Raw genomic sequence first — 18,279 nt, 5'->3', positions numbered from 1 at the left:
TCGTTACTCTTGCCGAATAACACAGATAAAAAAACGCCCCTGGCCATCGGTCCAGGGGCGTTACTTTTACACCGGGTGTTACTTCATCGCATCCGCAAAGCTCTGTACGAACGCGGCGTTATCGATGATTCGATCATGGGTAGAGTCGATCACTACTGACTGCTCAATACACGGCCGGCCCATAACCTGCGCCATGCTTGCCTCAATCAACTGACGATGCTGCCCTGCGCGGCTCGCAGCCGCCCACCAGCAACGGATTGGTGCCTGGATCGGCTTGAAGTCAGCGTCCTTGAGACTCTGGCCAAGAGCACGGTCGAGTTCCCAGGAGATCTGCGCTTCGTCGCCCTCAAGCAAGCTGGCCTTGACCTCCAGATAGGTCTCACCGAGTGCGCCTTCGGCCCACGTGCTGAATGCCTGCCATTGCTGCACCTCGTCGTCAGAGAGCGCCTCGCTTTGCAGCCACGCGGCCTGGATCAACGCGCTCGACTGCGCAAACATCACCTGCAACAACTCAACGCGCCGTTGATTGACCGACACCTCACTGTCATCGGTCGTCACCGCCGTGTCCCAATAGTCCTTGAGCCAGTACGGCGGCGACGCATCAATCCAACCCACCACCTCGACCACACGCCCCGCCTGTTCCAACGCATACGCGACCTCCATGGCCAGGTTGCCCCCCAGGGACCAACCGGCCAGGCGATAAGGGCCTTCGGGCACGGCATCGAGCAGTTGCGCGGTGTAGTCGTCGACCATTGATTGCCAGCTGGGCACTGCACTGCCCTCCTCGACCAACGCCCGACTGATCACTCCCAGCACCGGCCGTTGTTCACGCAGCGCCAGACCAATGGCCTTGTAGCAATGCACCGAACCAAAGCTTGGGTGGAACAGGAACAGTGGCGTGCCTTGGGTCTGGCTGTTGAGTTTGACGATCAGCGAGTGGCGGGTTTCGCCGCCCAGGCAAGCCACCTGCCCGGCAATGGTCGGGTTAAGCATCAATTGGCTGACCGACAGCGCTGTGCCGGTCGCCTTGCGGATGCGCTCCTTGAGCATCAACACCAACAGCGAATGGCCACCCAGTTCAAAGAAATTGTCATTCAAGCCGACGCGTTCAACCTCAAGCACCTCGCTCCAAATTGCTGCGAGGCGCTGCTCCAATTCGGTCTGCGGCGCCTGATAGACGCGCTCCTGCAAGTGCGCATCAGCCTTGGGCAGCGCCTTGCGGTCCAGCTTGCCATTCGGGCTCAGGGGCATGTGCGCCAGCAGCACCCATTGTGCCGGGACCATATAGTCCGGCAAGTGCGCTAACAGGTGTGCGCCCAGGGACTCACGCCAGGTTTCGCTCGGCGCCTGCAACACCAGATAGCCCACCAGATGCTTGCCATCGACCACCTGGACCGAGGCTTCCTGTACCTGGGGATGTTCAAGAACCCGCGCCTCAATCTCACCTAATTCAATGCGCAGGCCACGCAATTTGACCTGATGATCCAGGCGCCCAAGGTATTCGATAACCCCGTCGGCACGCTGACGTACGCGGTCGCCGGTACGGTACAGGCGCGCTCCCGGCGCGAACGGCGAAGCAACAAACCGTTCGGCGGTGAGCCCCGGGCGTCGGTGATAACCGCGTGCCAAGCCGACACCGCCCAGGTACAACTCACCGGCCACCCCCACGGCGGTCACTTGCAACTGAGCGTCCAGCACATAGGTGCACAGGTTGGCGATCGGCTGGCCGATAGGCACCGTGTCTTGCCCTTCGTCGACGCAGGTCCAGTGGGTCACATCGATGGCGGCTTCGGTCGGGCCATACAGGTTGTACAACGCGGTTTGCGGCAGCTTGCGCAAGACCTGCTGTTGCGCATCCACCGGCAGCGCTTCGCCGCTGCACACAATGCGTTGCAAGGAGTGGCAGGAAGCAACGGCCGGGTCTTGCAGGAACGCCTGCAGCATCGACGGCACAAAGTGCAGCGTGGTGACCTGTTCGGCGTTGATCAACGCTACCAGCCTGGCCGGGTCGCGGTGATCACCCGGCGCAGCCACTACCAGGCGTGCACCCGTCATCAGCGGCCAGAAGAACTCCCACACCGACACGTCAAAGCTGAACGGGGTCTTTTGCAGCACCGTGTCACGGGCATTCAACCCGTAGGCTTCCTGCATCCAGCACAGGCGGTTGGTCAGCGCGCAGTGGCGGTTGCCCGCGCCTTTGGGCTGGCCGGTGGAGCCGGAGGTGTAGATCACGTAGGCGAGGTTTTCGTCCTCCAGCACAATACCGGGGTTCGCTTCGCTGTAGCCGTCAAAACCGGCTTCACCCAGCACCAGGGTTTCCAGACCTTCCGGGATCGGCAACTGTTCGAGCAGATGCGCCTGAGTCAGCAGCCACTTCACGCCGCTGTCTTCCAGCATGTAAGCCAGTCGCTCGCGGGGGTATTCCGGGTCGAGCGGTACATACGCGCCACCGGCCTTGAGTACTGCCAACAGGCCGACGACCATGTCTATCGAACGCTCCACGGCCAGCCCCACCAACACATCGGGGCCGACACCGGCATCCATCAGGCGATGGGCCAGGCGGTTGGCCCGCCGATTAAGCTGGGCGTAGGTCAAGCGCTGCCCGGCAAACACCAGCGCCTCGGCATCCGGCGTGAGTTCCACCTGTGCTTCGATCAACTGATGCACAGGCTGCTGCGGGTAGTCACGCGCAGTGGCGTTCCAGTCTTGCAGCGCGATACGTTGCTCAGTGTCACACAACAGCGGCAACTGGCTGACGCGCTGCTGCGGGTCGTCGAGCATGCCTTGCAACAGATTTTGCCAGTGCGCGAGCATGCGCGTGAGCATGGCCGGCTCGAACAGGTCGGTCGCATAGGTCAAAGTGGCCCAGATCCCCTGCGCAGTAGCCTGGGTGTCCAGGCTCAGGTCGAACTGCGCGGTCTGGCTGCCCCAATCCAGGCCCTCCACGCGCAAGTCGGGCAACTGACGGCCACGGGTAGCCAACCCCGCATCGCTCTGATGGTTGAACAACACCTGGAACAACGGGTTATGGCTCAGGCTGCGTTCCGGTTGCAGGGCCTCGACCAGTTGTTCGAAGGGCAGGTCCTGATGGCTCTGCGCATCCAGGCTGCGGCGTTTGGCCTGCTGCAACAGCTGGGTCACGGTGATCTGCTCGTCCAGGTCAGCCTTGAGCACCTGGGTGTTGACAAAGAAGCCGACCAACCGCTCGACTTCAACCCGGTTGCGGTTGGCGATCGGCACCCCGACACGAATGTCATGCTGGCCACTGTAGCGGTACAACAAGCCCTGAAAGGACGCCAGCAACAGCATGAACAGCGTCACGCCCTCACGCTGCGCCAATGCGTTGAGCCCCTCGGCCAGTTGCGTCGGCAACTCCAGTTCCAGGCTGGCCCCGCGGTAGCTTTGCAGCGCCGGGCGCGCGTGCGCGGTGGGCAGTTCCAACACCGGTTGTTCACCGCCGAGCAGCTCGCTCCAGTAAGCCAACTGACGCTCGCGCTCACCCGCCGCCATCCACTCGCGTTGCCAGTGTGCGTAATCGGCATACTGCAACGCCGGCGCCGGTAACTGCGCGACTTCGCCCTGGCTGTAGGCGCTATACAACTGCACCAGTTCGTCGACCATCACCTGCATCGACCAACCATCGGAAACGATATGGTGCTGCACCAGCACCAGGACGTGCTCATCTTCGGCCAGGCGTAACAAGGTGACGCGCAGCAGCGGACCTTGCTGCAGGTTGAAAGGCTTGGCGATTTCGGCTTCTACCTGCTGCTGCAGCGTCTGCTCAGTGGCATCGCCTCGCATGATTGGCAACGGTTCGGCGGGCAAAATCACCTGCACCGCGCGCTCATCCTGCTGATCGATGCGGGTGCGCAAGCTTTCATGTCGCGCCACCAAACGGTCAAAACTGCGCTGCAAGGCGTGCTGATCAAGGCGACCACTCAGGCGCAGAATGCTCGGAATGTGGTAGGCGGCGCTTTGCGGGTCCAACTGCCAAAGAAACCACTGGCGCTCCTGGGCAAAGGACAGCACTAACGGCTGATCGCGCCCTATTGCCACCATCGGCGGCGCCAGATCCTCTTCAGCGGCCTGCAGTGCCAGCACAAAACCCTGCAGCTGCGGCTGCTCAAACAACGTGCGCAGCGGCACCTCGCGTTCAAGCAACTGGCGCACTCGGGAAATCACCTGCATGGCCAGCAACGAGTGACCGCCCAATTCGAAGAAGTGATCCGTCAGGCCAATGCGCGCAGCGCCCAGCACCTGGGCCCAAATCGCCGCGATCTGCTGCTGCAATGGCGTAACCGGTTCAACCCACTCGCCTTGCGACTGCGCCGCGTCCGGCTGTGGCAGCCCCTTACGGTCGAGCTTGCCGTTGGGTGTCAACGGCATCTGGTCCAGGAACATGAAGTGCGCAGGCACCATATAGTCAGGCAGGCGAGTTTTCAGCGCACGACGCAAGGCTTCGCGGAATGCGACCGGGTCGGTCGCAGGCTCAGCGGGCACGACGTACGCCACCAACTGCTTGCCGCTCGGGCTTTCCTGGGCCACAACAACCGTTTCACCGACCGCCTGCTGCTCACGCAGGCGCGCTTCGATTTCACCCAGCTCAATACGGAAGCCTCGGATTTTTACCTGATGGTCGACACGCCCGAGATAATCCACCACCCCGTCCGCACGGCCACGGGTCAGGTCACCACTGCGGTACACGCGGCTGCCGGGCTTGCCGAACGGGTCCGGCACAAACCGTTCGGCAGTGAGTGCCGGGCGCTCCAGATAACCACGCGCCACGCCTTCACCGCCCAGGTACAGCTCACCGGCCACGCCGATGGGTTGCAGGTTGAGCTGCGAGTCCAGCACATAGCCGCTGCGGTTGCCCAACAGCGTGCCGATCGGCGCGTAGACGGCGCCGCAGGGATCGCCGCGACGGGCTTTCCACAGCAGCGGCGTGACCACGGTTTCGGTCGGGCCATAGCCGTTGAACAGGTAGGTCGGCTTCAACGCGCGCCACGCCAGGTCGTAACTGGCCTGCGCCACCGCATCACCGCCGAAGCAGTACACGCGCACGTTGGGCGGGTTGCCATCGCGTTCGGCATGCTCGGCCAGTTGTTGCAGGTACACCGGCGGGAACACCGCCATGGTCACGTTGTGGCGGTGCATTTGCGCGTAGGTGTACTCCGGCAGCCACAGGCTGTCATCGCGGATCAGCACGCTGGCGCCGTTGATCAGCGGGTGCATCCAGCCTTCATGGGAACCATCGAAGGCGAAGGACATGAAATGCAATTCGCAATCTGCCGGACTGGTTTCGTAGCGCTCGCCGGTGGCAATGATGTGCGCTACCAGCGGCCCGTGGGAAACCGCCACGCCCTTGGGCATGCCGGTGGAGCCGGAGGTGTAGATCACATAGGCGAGGTTGTCGCCGTCCAACTCGACCTGCGGCGCTAAATCGCTATAGCCGGTCCAGTCTTCGGTGCGGTCAATGGCCAGGGTTTCGAGCCCTTCCGCTACCGGCAATTGCGCCAAGGCGCTGGTGTGGCTCAGCAGCAATTTCGCCCGGCTGTCTTGCATCATGTACAGCAGGCGATCACGTGGGTACTCGATGTCCAGCGGCACATACACGCCACCGGCTTTCATCACCGCGAGGAACGCCACCATGATTTGCGCACTGCGTGGCATGGCAATCGCCACGCGCACTTCCGGGCCGACGCCACGGGCGATCAGTGCATGGGCCAGGCGGTTGGCCTGGCGGTCCAGCTCGCCATAAGTCAGGGTTTGCGCATCGAACTTGACCGCCACCGCATTCGGGTTTTCCCGGGCGCGATCGGCGAACAACTCATGCACCAGGCGCTCGGCCGAGAAGCCGGAATCAGTGCAGTTCCACAGTTGCAGGATGTGCTGCTGCTCGTCGCTATCCAACAGGTTCAACTGGCCGATGTTCTGCTGCTGATCGGCAACCATCGCCTGCAATAAATTCTGCCAGTGGCGCGCCATGCGCTCGATAGTGGTGGCTTCGAACAGATCGGTTGCATAGCCCAGCGAGGCCCACAGCCCTTGTGTACTTTCATGCACGTCCATATCGAGGTCAAAATGCGCGGTACGTCGCTCCCACTCCAGGCCTTCGATGTGCAAACCCGACAGCGCCTGCACACCCAGCCGTCCTTCGCTCTGATAATTGAACATGACCTGAAACAGCGGGTTCAGGCTCAGGCTACGCTCGGGTTGCAGCGCCTCGACCAACTGTTCGAACGGCAGGTCCTGATGGGCCTGGGCCTCCAGCGCACGCTGCTTGACCTGGGCCAACAACTCGGCAACCGTCATGTGCCCGTCGATATCGGCCTTGAGCACCTGAGTGTTGACGAAAAAGCCGATCAGACGCTCGGTTTCCACACGGTTGCGATTGGCGATCGGCACGCCGACACGAATATCTTGCTGGCCGCTGTAGCGGTGCAGCAACGTCTGGAACGAGGCCAGCAGTAACATGAACATCGTCACGCCCTGCGCCTGGGCCAGGGTTTTAAGACCTTGCGCCAGGCTGGCGGGCAACGGCACATCCAGGCGCGCGCCGCGATGGCTTTGCTGCGCCGGACGTTGATGGTCGAACGGCAACTCCAATACGGGCTGCTCGCCACCGAGCACGTCGCGCCAGTAGTCCAGTTGTCGGGCCTGCTCACCGGCTTCCATCCACGTACGCTGCCATACGGCAAAGTCGGCATACTGGATCGGCATCAGCGGCAACTGTGCTGCCTGGCCCTGGCTGAAGGCGGCATAAAGTTGCACCAGCTCGTCGATCATGACTTGCATCGACCAACCGTCAGAGACGATGTGATGCTGCACCAGCACCAACACATGATCGTCCTGCGCCACACGCATTAAGGTCACACGCAGCAACGGCCCGTTTTGCAGGTTGAACGGCTGTGCGATTTCGGCCTCTACGTGCGCTTGCAGATCAGCTTCTTGCACGTCAACGCACCGGACAGGCAACGCCACCTGCACGCGGATAACTTGCCGCGCACCGTCCGCTTGCTGTTCGACGCAGGTGCGCAGGCTTTCATGGCGGGCGACCAACTCATCGAAACTGCGCTGCAACGCCGCCGTGTCCAGCCGCCCCCTGAGGCGCAAGGCGCTGGGGATATGGTAGGCGGCGCTGTCCGGGGCCAGTTGCCAAAGGAACCACTGACGCTCCTGGGCATACGACAGCGGCAGCGGCTGGTCACGACCGACCGGCACCAGTGCGGGCGCCTGCTCACCCAGGCCACTTTCCAGGGCGTGCAAAGCGCCAGCGAACCCTTCCAGACGCGGCTGCTCGAACACCAGTTTGAGCGGTACTTCGCGCCCCAGCGTATGCCGTAAGCGTGAAACCACCTGCATGGCCAACAGCGAATGCCCGCCCATCTCAAAGAAATTGTCGGTCAACCCTACGCGCTCAACGCCCAGGATTTGCGCCCACACGGCGGCGACCTGCTGCTCCAGCTCAGTCACCGGTGCCACCCATGCCGGCTGCGATTGGCTGACATCGGGTTTGGGCAGCGCATTGCGATCCAGCTTGCCGTTGGGGTTCAGCGGCATGCGGTCGAGGAAGATGATGTGGGCCGGTACCATATAATCCGGCAGTTGCTCGCGCAGCGTCAGCTTGAGGGATGCGGCGTCTTGCTGCTCGGCAACCAGATAGGCGACCAACTGATTGTCGACGGCCAGCACCAGCGTTTCGCGTACGCAGGGCTGGGCCAACAACAGCGCCTCGATTTCACCCAGCTCAATACGAAAACCGCGAATCTTGACTTGATGATCGACCCGCCCGACATACTCGATGACACCATCGGCGCGGTAGCGTGCCAGGTCGCCGGTGCGATACAGCCGCTCGCCGGTTGCGCCGAACGGGTCCGGCACAAAGCGCTCAGCCGTGAGCAGCGCGCGGTTCAAATAGGCGCGCGCCAAACCGCAGCGGCTGCCGATGTACAACTCGCCCACCGCCCCCAACGGCGCCAGGTTCAGGTCGCGGTCCAGCACGTAAAGGGCACGGCCTGGCAGCGAATGGCCAATCGGGCTGGCGGTGGCACCGACGATTTCAGCAGCGGATGTGCAATCCAGCACACTCGACACCACGGTTGCTTCTGTGGGGCCATAGGTATTGAGCAGGCGCACATGGCCAAGACCGGCTTTCACCCACTGCGCCGGGCCATCCAGTGGCATGGCTTCGCCACCAATGTGGACCTGTCGAAGCGCGCCATAGGATCGTGGCCCCGCCGCCAGGCAATCGAGCAGGAACAGGTTCCAGTAAGCGGTCGGCAAGTCGGCCAGGGTGATGCCTTGGGCGATGATTTCGTCGTACAGCCGAGCGCTGTCCCACAGCTGCGGCCCTCGCAATACCACCGTCGCGCCGTGGGTCAGCGCCGGGTAGAGCTGCTCGACGAAACCGTCGAAATTCAAGGTAGCGAATTGCAGTACGCGATCATCCTGGGTCAGGCGCGAATAGTCGGCGGCCATCCTGGAAAACTCGGTCAGTGCCCCATGGTTGATGGCCACGCCTTTGGGCTTGCCGGTGGAACCGGAGGTGTAAATCACGTAGGCCAGGTTGTGCTTGTCGACCTTGACCTGCGGGTTGTTCTCGCCATAGTTGACCAGGCTCGGATCCGCCACGTCCAGCGTCGCCATGCCTTCTGGCAGCGGCATCGGCACATGGGCTTGCGTCAGTACCACACGCACACCGCTGTCCTCCAGCATATGCAGCAAGCGTTCGCGCGGGTATTGCGGGTCCAGCGGCACATAGGCGCCGCCGGCCTTGAGCACGGCCAACACGCCAACCACCATCTCGAACGAGCGCTCGACCGCCACACCCACCCGCACTTCCGGGCCGACACCGCGTTCAATCAGCGCATGCGCCAGGCGATTGGCCTGGCGATTCAACTCGGCATAGCTGATGGTGTGTTCGTTCAGGCACAGCGCAACTGCCTCCGGGCGCTGTTGCACCTGGGCCTCGAACAACCCGTGAACGCCTGCCGCCGCTTCGAACACGGGGCCACTCTGGTTCCAGGCGTACAGCACATCGCGCTGCTCTGCATCGATCAGCATGGCCAACTGCGCCACACGGGTGTCCGCACGCCCGACAATGGCGCGCAGCAAGCGCTGCCAATGCTCGGCCATGCGTTGCACGGTGGGCGCTTCGAACAGGTCAGTGGCGTAGGTCAGCGACACCCAGATACCTTGCGGGGACTCTTGAGTATCCAGGCTGAGGTCGAACTGTGCACTCTGACTGCCCCACTCCAGTGCCTCAACGGCCAGGCCCGGCAATTGCAGCTCGCCATGGGATTTATGGGCTTCCGTCTGGTGGTTGAACATCACCTGGAACAAAGGGTTATGGCTCAGGCTGCGTTCCGGTTGCAGTGCCTCGACCAGCTGCTCGAACGGCAGATCCTGATGACTCTGGGCCTGGAGTGCGCGCTGCTTGACCTGGGCCAGCAACTGACTGAAGGGCATCTGCCCGTCTATATCGGCCTTGAACACCTGGGTATTGACGAAGAAGCCGATAAGGCGCTCGGTTTCTGCGCGATTGCGGTTGGCGATCGGCACACCGACGCGAATATCCGACTGCCCGCTGTAGCGATACAACAGCGTCTGGAAGGACGCCAGCAACAGCATGAACAACGTCACACCTTCGCGCTGAGCCAGCGCCTTGAGGCTGCTGACCAACACTGCGTCCAGGTCCATGTCCAGACGCGCGCCGCGATAACTTTGTACCGGCGGGCGCGGATGATCCAGGGGCAACTCCAATACCGGTTGCTCACCGCCCAACCGCTCAAGCCAATAACCCAGCTGGCGCTCTTTTTCGCCGGCTTCCATCCAGCTGCGCTGCCACAAGGCGTAGTCCGGGTATTGAACCGGCAACTCCGGCAAGCGCACATCCTGGCCCTGGCTGTAGCCCACGTACAACTGCACCAGCTCATCGACCATGACCTGCATCGACCAGCCGTCGGAGACGATGTGGTGCAACACCAGCACCAGCACATGCTCATCCGGCGCCATCTGCAGTAATTTCACCCGCAACAGCGGGCCTTGTTGCAGATCAAAGGGTTTGGCGACTTCGGCTTGCACTTGAGCTTCGAGTTGCGTGCGATCACCCACACCCTCAGCGATCTCAAGGTGCAGTTCAGGCTTGACCACCTGTAATACCTGATCGACGTCCTGATGCAGGCAGGTGCGCAAACTCTCGTGACGGGCAATCAAGGCGTCAAAGCTGCGTTGCAAGGCCGGCCGATCAAGTTGGCCTTTTAACCGCAACGCACGTGGCAAATGGTAGGCAGGGCTCTGCGGCTCCAACTGCCACAAAAACCACTGCCGCTCCTGGGCATAAGAGAGTCGCAGCGGCTCGCCTTCCTGACGCTTGAAAACCGGGGCAATCTCAAACAGGTTGATGCCTTGCTGCTTGAGCATTACCGCCAACGCTTTCTTTTGTTGCGCAGACAGTGAACCTACCGACTCGATTAATGCTTGCACGCCACGCCCCTCAGGAAATCAATTTATCCAAATCTTCTGCTGATAGACGTTTGAGGGCCTCCAAGGATTTAGCCAATGCGTCCTGCACCGGTGAATTATTTGTTTGCCGGGTGGCCACATAGGCACTGAAATCCGCCAGGGTCGGGGTGGTGAAGATCGACTTGACGTCGAATTCGGCGTGCAACTGCTCGCGCAGGCGCACCACCACTTGGGTGGCCAACAGGGAATGCCCGCCCAATTCGAAGAAGTTGTCGTTCAGGCCCACCCGTTGCACGTCGAGTACTTCGGCCCAGATCGCGGCGATCTGTTGTTCCAGGTCGCTGCCCGGCGCCACGTATTCGCGCGTCTGCAGGTTGGCGTCGGCTTTGGGCAACGCCTTGCGGTCGAGCTTGCCGTTGGGGCTCAGGGGCATCTGTTCCAGCAGCATCCATAGCGCGGGCACCATGTAGTCCGGCAGGTGGTGGGCCAAGTGCGCGCTCAACACGTCGCGCCAATCGTCGGCGGAGTGTTGCAGCACCAGGTAGCCCACCAGGTATTTGCCGTCAACGGCCAGCACCGCCGCTTCACGTACCCAGTCGTGCTCCAGCAGGCGCGCTTCGATTTCGCCCAACTCGATACGCAGGCCACGCAACTTGACTTGATGGTCGATACGCCCGGCGTACTCGATCACGCCGTCGTCGCGATAACGCGCCAGGTCGCCGGTGCGGTACAGGCGCTCACCGTTGGCAAAGGGGTTGGCAATAAAGCGCTCGGCGGTCAATGCCGGGCGGCGATGGTAACCTCGGGCCAGGCCGACACCGCCCAGGTACAGTTCGCCCAACACGCCCACCGGTGCCGGCTCAAAGTTGCCGTCGAGGATGTAGCAGCCCAGGTTGGCAATCGGCCGACCAATCGGCACCGCATCGCGACCTTCATCAAGGCAGGTCCAGTGGGTCACATCGATGGCGGCTTCAGTCGGGCCGTACAGGTTATACAGCCGCGCTTGCGGCAGTTTGGCGAAGACCTGCTGTTGCGCATCCACCGGCAGCGCCTCGCCGCTGCACACGATGCGGTGCAAGGTGTGGCACGTCGCAACGGTCGGGTCTTGCACAAAGGCCTGCAACATCGAGGGTACAAAGTGCAGCGTGGTGACCTGTTCGGCATTGATCAGGCTGACCAGCCTGGCCGGATCACGGTGATCGCCGGGCGCAGCAACGACCAGGCGTGCGCCGGTCATCAGTGGCCAGAAGAACTCCCACACCGACACGTCAAAGCTGAACGGGGTCTTTTGCAGCACGCTGTCGCTGACATCCAGGCCGTAAGCTTCCTGCATCCATTGCAGGCGGTTGGTCAGGGCCGCATGACGGTTGCCGGCGCCTTTTGGCTGGCCGGTGGAACCGGAGGTGTAGATCACGTAGGCGAGGTTTTCGCCGTCCAGAGCAATACCCGGATTCTCTGCGCTATAGCTGTCGAACTCCGTCTCGCCTAGTACCAGCGTTTCCAAACCGTGTGGAATCGGCAACTGCTCACGCAGATGCGCTTGAGTGAGCAGCAGCTTCACGCCACTGTCTTCAAGCATATAGTCCAGGCGCTCACGCGGGTATTCCGGGTCCAGCGGCACATACGCGCCACCGGCCTTGAGCACCGCCAGCAGCCCCACCACCATTTCGATGGAACGCTCTACCGCCAGCCCCACCAGCGAGTCCGGGCCAACGCCCGCTTCGATCAGACGATGGGCCAGGCGATTGGCGCGGCGGTTCAGCTCGGCGTAATTCAAGCGCTGCTCGGCAAACACCAGTGCCGGAGCCTCTGGCGTGAGCGCAACCTGCGCTTCAATCAGTTGATGCACGGTTTGCTGCAACGGGTAATCGCGGGATGTCGCGTTCCAGTCCTGAATCACCTGCTGACGCTCAGTGGCGGCGAGCATCGCCAGCTCACCCAGACGTTGCTGTCCGCCCTCAAGCATGGCTTGCAGCAGGTTGACCAGATGTCGGCCGTAACCTTGCACCGTGTCTTCATGGAAATACGCGCGGGCAAAGCTGAACTGCACCGACAGGGTTTCGCCCAGATCCACCAGCACCGTCAGCGGGAAGTTGGTTTGTTCATGGGCGTGGGGTTCGCCAAACCGAATGCCGCTGCCGCCGCTTTGCGCCAGGGCTTTGGACACCGGGTAGTTTTCGAACACCAGGATATTGTCGAACAAGGCTTCACCGCCCTGCCCGGCCCAGCGCTGAATGTCATACAGCCCGGTGTGCTCATGCTCACGCAACGCCAGGTTTTGCGCCTGCACCGCTTGCAACCAGTCGGCCACCGTCACCTGCCCCTCTACCGCGCAGATCACCGGCAAGGTGTTGATGAACAGACCGATCTGCTGCTCAACGCCCGCAAGCTCCGCCGGGCGCCCGGCCACAGTGGCACCGAACGCCACCACCGCCTGGCCACTGTGACGCTGCAACAGAATCAGCCACGCCGCCTGGATCAAAGTGTTGAGTGTGACCTTGTGGCTTCGGGCGAACGACTCAAGTTGAGTTGTGAGTGTGCGATCAAGCGCCAGTTGGTGCTCGCCATGCCCTTGCACCGCCATCGGTTGGCTGCTGCCCAGCCGAGTTGGGGTTTGCAACGCACTCAACTGCTCGCGCCAGAAGGCTTCGGTCGCAGCGGCGTCACGCTGTTGCAGCCAGCCGATGTAATCGCGATAGCGCCCGGCCGCTTCCGGCACCGCCACGCCGGCATAGCGTTGCAGCACTTCACCGAACAGTCGCGAATTGCTCCAGCCGTCCATCAGGATGTGATGGCTGGTGTAGATCAACTCGTAGCACTGCTCATCGGTGCGCACCAGCACCAGGCGCACCAGTGGTGGCTTGGCCAGGTCAAAACCCTGGCGGCGCTGGGCCTGTTGCAGGTTGCGCAGTTCCAGTTCGCGCTCCGGCATGGCGCGCCAGTCCAGAACCTGAATCGGCAGCCGCGCTTCGCGGTATACCACCTGGCATGGCCATTCCAGTTGGCCTTCCCAGAAGAACCCGCTGCGCAGCACATCATGGGCCTGCACCGTGGCATCCCAGGCGTGCTGGAAGCGCGCCACGTCCAGGCCCTGCGCAGTCACGCGGATCTGGTTGATGTAGTCGCCCGCCGTTTGCTCATAGAGCGTGTGAAAGAGCATGCCCTGCTGCATGGGCGACAAGGTGTAGAGGTCTTCTACGGCATCGAAGGCCAGCGGCAACGACTCCAGCTGCGATTGATTCAAGCGCGACAACGGGAAATCGGAAACGGTCACACCGCCATTGCCGGGCGTGCAGCAATGTTCGATCAGCGCGTTGAGTTCGCGGGTGTAGGCCGCGCTCAGCGTTTCGATCACGGCGGGGTCGAACATCAGCGGGCTGAACGTCCAGCCCAGTTGCAGTTCGCCGCCATAGACCTGGCCGTTGAGCGTCAACCAGTTGCCCAGCGGCGCGTCCGGGCTTTGTTCGGCGCCGGCACTTTCTGCGGCGGGCGCGAACAGCGTGTTTGGCTGGTCGAAACTGCCGTCGACCTGGCCCAGGTAGTTGAAGGTGATGCGCGGCGCCGGTAGAGCATTGAACGCCTCACGTGTGGCGTCATCGCCCAGGTAACGCAAAGCGCCAAACCCCAGGCCTTTATGCGGCACGCTGCGCAGTTGCTCCTTGATCTGTTTGATCGAAACCGCCAGGGACGCGTCCGGGGTCAGGCGCACCGGGAACAGGCTGGTGAACCAGCCCAGGGTGCGCGTCAGGTCGATGTCGTCAAACAGGTCCTCACGGCCATGGCCTTCCAGCTGGATCAGGCTCGAGGCGTGGCCCGTCCACTGGCAGATCACCCGCGCCAGGGCCGTGAGCAGCAGGTCGTTGATCTGGGTGCGGTAGGCCGTGGGCGCTTGTTGCAGCAATTGCCGCGTGCGTTCGGCATCCAGTTGGCTGACCACGGTCTGGGCCAGGCGGCCAGGACGTGCGCCTTGCGGGTCGCGGCACGGCAAATCGGTGGCCGCACCTTGCAGCTGGTGCAGCCAAAAGGCTTGCTCGGACGCCATCGCCGCACTGCGGGCGTGGGCTTGCAAGCGCTCGGCCCAGGCTTTGAACGACGAGGTTTTGGCCGGCAGTGTTTGTTCGCGATACAGCGCTTGCAGGTCTTCAAGGAACACCCGCCAGGACACGCCGTCCACCACCAAGTGGTGCATCACCAGCAACAGGCGCTGGGAACCGTCTGCCAGCTCGGCCAGTACCGCACGCAGCAATGGCCCGTGTTGCAGGTCGAGGCTGCGCTGGGCTTTTTCGCAGAGCGCGGTCAACTCGCTGGCATCCCCCACCGTGGCTTGCCAGAGTACCGGCGAGCCGCCTGCAGCATGCTCGGCTTTCCAACCCTCAGGGTGCTGGATGAAGTTCAAACGCAGCACATCGTGATGGGCAATCAGGCCCTGCAACGCGGCTTCCAGACGATCGCCTTCAAGCGTTTGGCGCGGCGTCAGCAAGAAGGACTGGTTCCAGTGATGCGAGTCCGGCAGCTGCCTGTCGAAGAACAACTGCTGGAACGGCAGCAACGGTGTCTGACCTTGTACCGGGCCTTGGTCGATCACCCGCGCGGTTTGCAACTGCGCCACCCGCGCGAGGCTGCGCACGGTTTGATGCTGGAACAACGCCTTGGCCGTGAAGTGAATACCGGCGGCACGCGCGCGGCTGACCACCTGGATCGAAATGATCGAGTCACCGCCGCGCTCGAAGAAGTTGTCGTTCAACCCCACCTGCTCGATGCCCAGCACATCGGCCCAGATGGCGGCGATCTGCTGCTCGAGCGCGCTTTGCGGGGCTTCATATTGCTGCGTGGCTTCGGGCTTTGGCAGCGCCTTGCGGTCAAGCTTGCCGTTGGGGCTCAGGGGCATCTGCTCCAGCAGCATCCATTGTGCGGGCACCATGTAATCCGGCAGGGTTTCGGCCAGATGCGCACTGAGTACATCGCGCCAATCGTCAGCAGCGTTTTGCAGCACGAGGTAGCCTACCAGGTATTGACTGTCCGGCGCCAACACGGCCGCTTCGCGGACGTAATCGTGTTCCAGCAAACGCGCTTCGATTTCGCCCAATTCGATACGCAGGCCACGCAATTTGACCTGATGATCGGCACGCCCGGCGTATTCAATCACGCCGTCTGCGCGATACCGCGCCAGGTCGCCGCTGCGGTACAGACGCTCACCGCTGACAAAGGGATGGGCGATAAAGCGCTCGGCGGTCAATGCCGGACGCCGGTGATAACCACGGGCCAGGCCGACGCCGCCCAGGTAAAGCTCGCCCAATACGCCAATGGGTACCGGTTCGAAATGGCTGTCGAGGATGTAGCAGCCCAGATTGGCAATCGGGCGACCAATCGGCACGGCGTCACGCCCTTCATCGACACAGGTCCAGTGGGTCACGTCGATGGCGGCTTCGGTCGGGCCATACAGGTTATACAACCCGGCGTGCGGCAGTTTGGCCATGACTTGCTGTTGCGCATCCACCGGCAGCGCCTCGCCGCTGCACACGATGCGCTGCACGCTGTGGCAGGTCGAAACCGCCAGGTCTTGCAGGAATGCCTGCAACATCGAGGGCACAAAGTGCAGCGTGGTGATCTGTTCGGCCGTGATCAGGCTGACCAGCCGGGCCGGATCACGGTGATCGCCCGGTGCTGCAACGACCAGGCGCGCGCCGGTCATCAGTGGCCAGAAGAACTCCCACACCGACACGTCGAAGCTGAACGGGGTCTTTTGCAACACGCTGTCGTTGACGCCCAGGCCATAGGCCTCCTGCATCCATTGCAGGCGATTGAGCAGCGCTGAATGGCGGTTGCCGGCGCCTTTGGGTTGGCCGGTGGAGCCGGAGGTGTAGATCACGTAGGCGAGGTTTTCGCCGTCCAGCGCGATGTCCGGGTTCGCGTCGCTGTAGCCTTCGAAGCCGGTTTCACCCAGCACCAAAGTTTCCAATCCTGGCGGGATCGGCAACTGTTCGAGCAAATGCGCCTGAGTCAGCAGCAGCTTCACACCGCTGTCTTCAAGCATGTAGGCCTGGCGTTCACTCGGGTATTCCGGGTCCAGCGGCACATAGGCGCCACCGGCCTTGAGCACGGCCAGCAGCCCCACCACCATCTCGATGGAGCGCTCCACGGCCAGCCCCACCAGCGAATCCGGGCCAACGCCGGCTTCGATCAAGCGATGGGCCAGGCGATTGGCGCGGTGGTTCAGTTCGGCGTAGCTCAGCGATACGTCACCAAAGCGCAACGCCGCTGCATCCGGCTGCTTGAGCGCCTGCGCTTCTATCAACTGATGCACCCACTGGCCTTGCGGGTAAGCGCGCTCGGTGGCATTCCACTGGTAGAGGAGTTGTTGGCGCTCAGTGGTATCCAGCATGGCCAGGTCCTGCAAGGCCAGCGCAGGGTTGGCCACGGCGGCGCGTAACAGGTTCAGCCAATGGCCCAGCATGCGCAAGGCGGTCGCCGTATTGAACAGGTCGGTGGCATAGGTCAGGGAGGCCCAGAGGCCGTCGCCGCTCTCCTGGGTATCCAGGCTCAGGTCAAACTGGGCGCTCTGGGTTTCCAGTTCGAGGCCGGCCACACGCAGGCCCGGCAGTTGTTGCTCTGCGGATGGGGTCTTGGCCTGGTGGTTGAACATCACCTGAAACAGCGGGTTATGGCTCAGGCTGCGTTCGGGTTGCAGTGCTTCGACCAGTTGCTCGAACGGCAAGTCCTGATGAGCCTGGGCCTCCAGCGCGCGGCGCTTGGTATGTTGCAGCAACTGGGTGAACGTCATCTGGCCGTCGAGATCGGCCTTGAGCACCTGGGTGTTGACGAAAAAGCCGATCAGCGATTCGGTCTCAACGCGGTTGCGGTTGGCGATCGGCACGCCGACGCGAATATCCGCCTGCCCGCTGTAGCGGTACAGAAATGCCTGGAACGCCGCCAACAGCAGCATGAACAGCGTCACCCCTTCGCGTTGCGCCAGGGCCTTGAGACCGGCGACCAGGGCGGGTTCCAGGGCCATGTCCTGGCGTGCGCCTAGGAAACTCTGCTGCGCTGGGCGCGAGTAATCGAGCGGCAGTTCCAGCACCGGCTGTGTGCCGCTGAGCAGCTCACGCCAGTAATCCAGTTGGCGGGCCTTCTCCCCCGCTTCCATCCAGCGGCGTTGCCACACTGCGTAGTCGGCGTACTGGATCGGCAGCGGCGCCAACGTGCAATCCTGGCCCTGGTGGTAGGCGGCATACAGCTGCATCAGCTCTTGCACCATCACGCCCATCGACCAGCCGTCAGAGACGATATGGTGCTGCACCAGCACCAATACATGCTCTTCTGCGCTTAGGCCGAGCAAGCTGACGCGCAATAACGGACCTTGCTGCAAATCGAAAGGTCGGGCGATTTCAGCTTCGACGCTTGCCTTGAGCTGGGCCTCGTCGATTGAGCGTTCAGCAATCTCGATCACCGCATGCGCCAACACTTGCTGGGCACGCTGCTCGCCCTCCAGGTGCAAACGGGTGCGCAGGCTCTCGTGGCGTGCCACCAGCGTGTCGAAGCTGCGTTGCAGCGCGGCCTTGTCCAAGCGCCCGCTCAGGCGCAAGGCGCCGGGGACGTGATAGGCCGCGCTGTGCGGGTCCAGTTGCCAGAGAAACCACTGGCGCTCCTGGGCATAAGACAGCGGCGCGTGTTGGCCCTGCTCGCGAATCGAGGCAATCGGCAGTTGCGCGAAACTCATGCCACGGCTTTGCAGGCGTTGGTAAAACTGCTGACGCTGTTCCAGAGGCAGGCGAAGAAAGCGCGAAACCAGATCGATATTAGGGTTGGAAAGCATGG

General features: G+C 62.4%; 2 protein-coding genes. Both read right to left on the bottom strand.

Features of this window, described 5'->3' with window-relative positions:
• Positions 1-78: 78 nt before the first annotated feature.
• Complete coding sequence (locus AOA59_RS19760) at positions 79-10,422, bottom strand: non-ribosomal peptide synthetase (protein WP_099488801.1); 10,344 nt, start codon at positions 10,420-10,422, stop codon at positions 79-81.
• Between the two features lie 73 nt (positions 10,423-10,495).
• Entirely contained in the window at positions 10,496-18,277 is a 7,782-nt protein-coding gene (locus AOA59_RS19755) for a non-ribosomal peptide synthetase (protein WP_099488800.1), read from the bottom strand.
• Between the last annotated feature and the right edge of the window lie 2 nt (positions 18,278-18,279).

The sequence above is a fragment of the Pseudomonas sp. 2822-15 genome (assembly GCF_002742515.1).
GTDB classification, from domain to species: Bacteria; Pseudomonadota; Gammaproteobacteria; order Pseudomonadales; family Pseudomonadaceae; genus Aquipseudomonas; species Aquipseudomonas salomonii.
The sequence above is the reverse complement of the archived record's forward strand: the minus strand, read 5'-3'. Positions and strand labels throughout refer to the sequence as shown.

What these genes read in the sequence shown, in the direction of transcription:
- AOA59_RS19760 (WP_099488801.1), bottom strand. Translation starts at nt 10,422, where the DNA reads ATGCTCAAGCAGCAAGGCATCAACCTGTTTGAGATTGCCCCGGTTTTC.
- AOA59_RS19755 (WP_099488800.1), bottom strand. Translation starts at nt 18,277, where the DNA reads ATGCTTTCCAACCCTAATATCGATCTGGTTTCGCGCTTTCTTCGCCTG.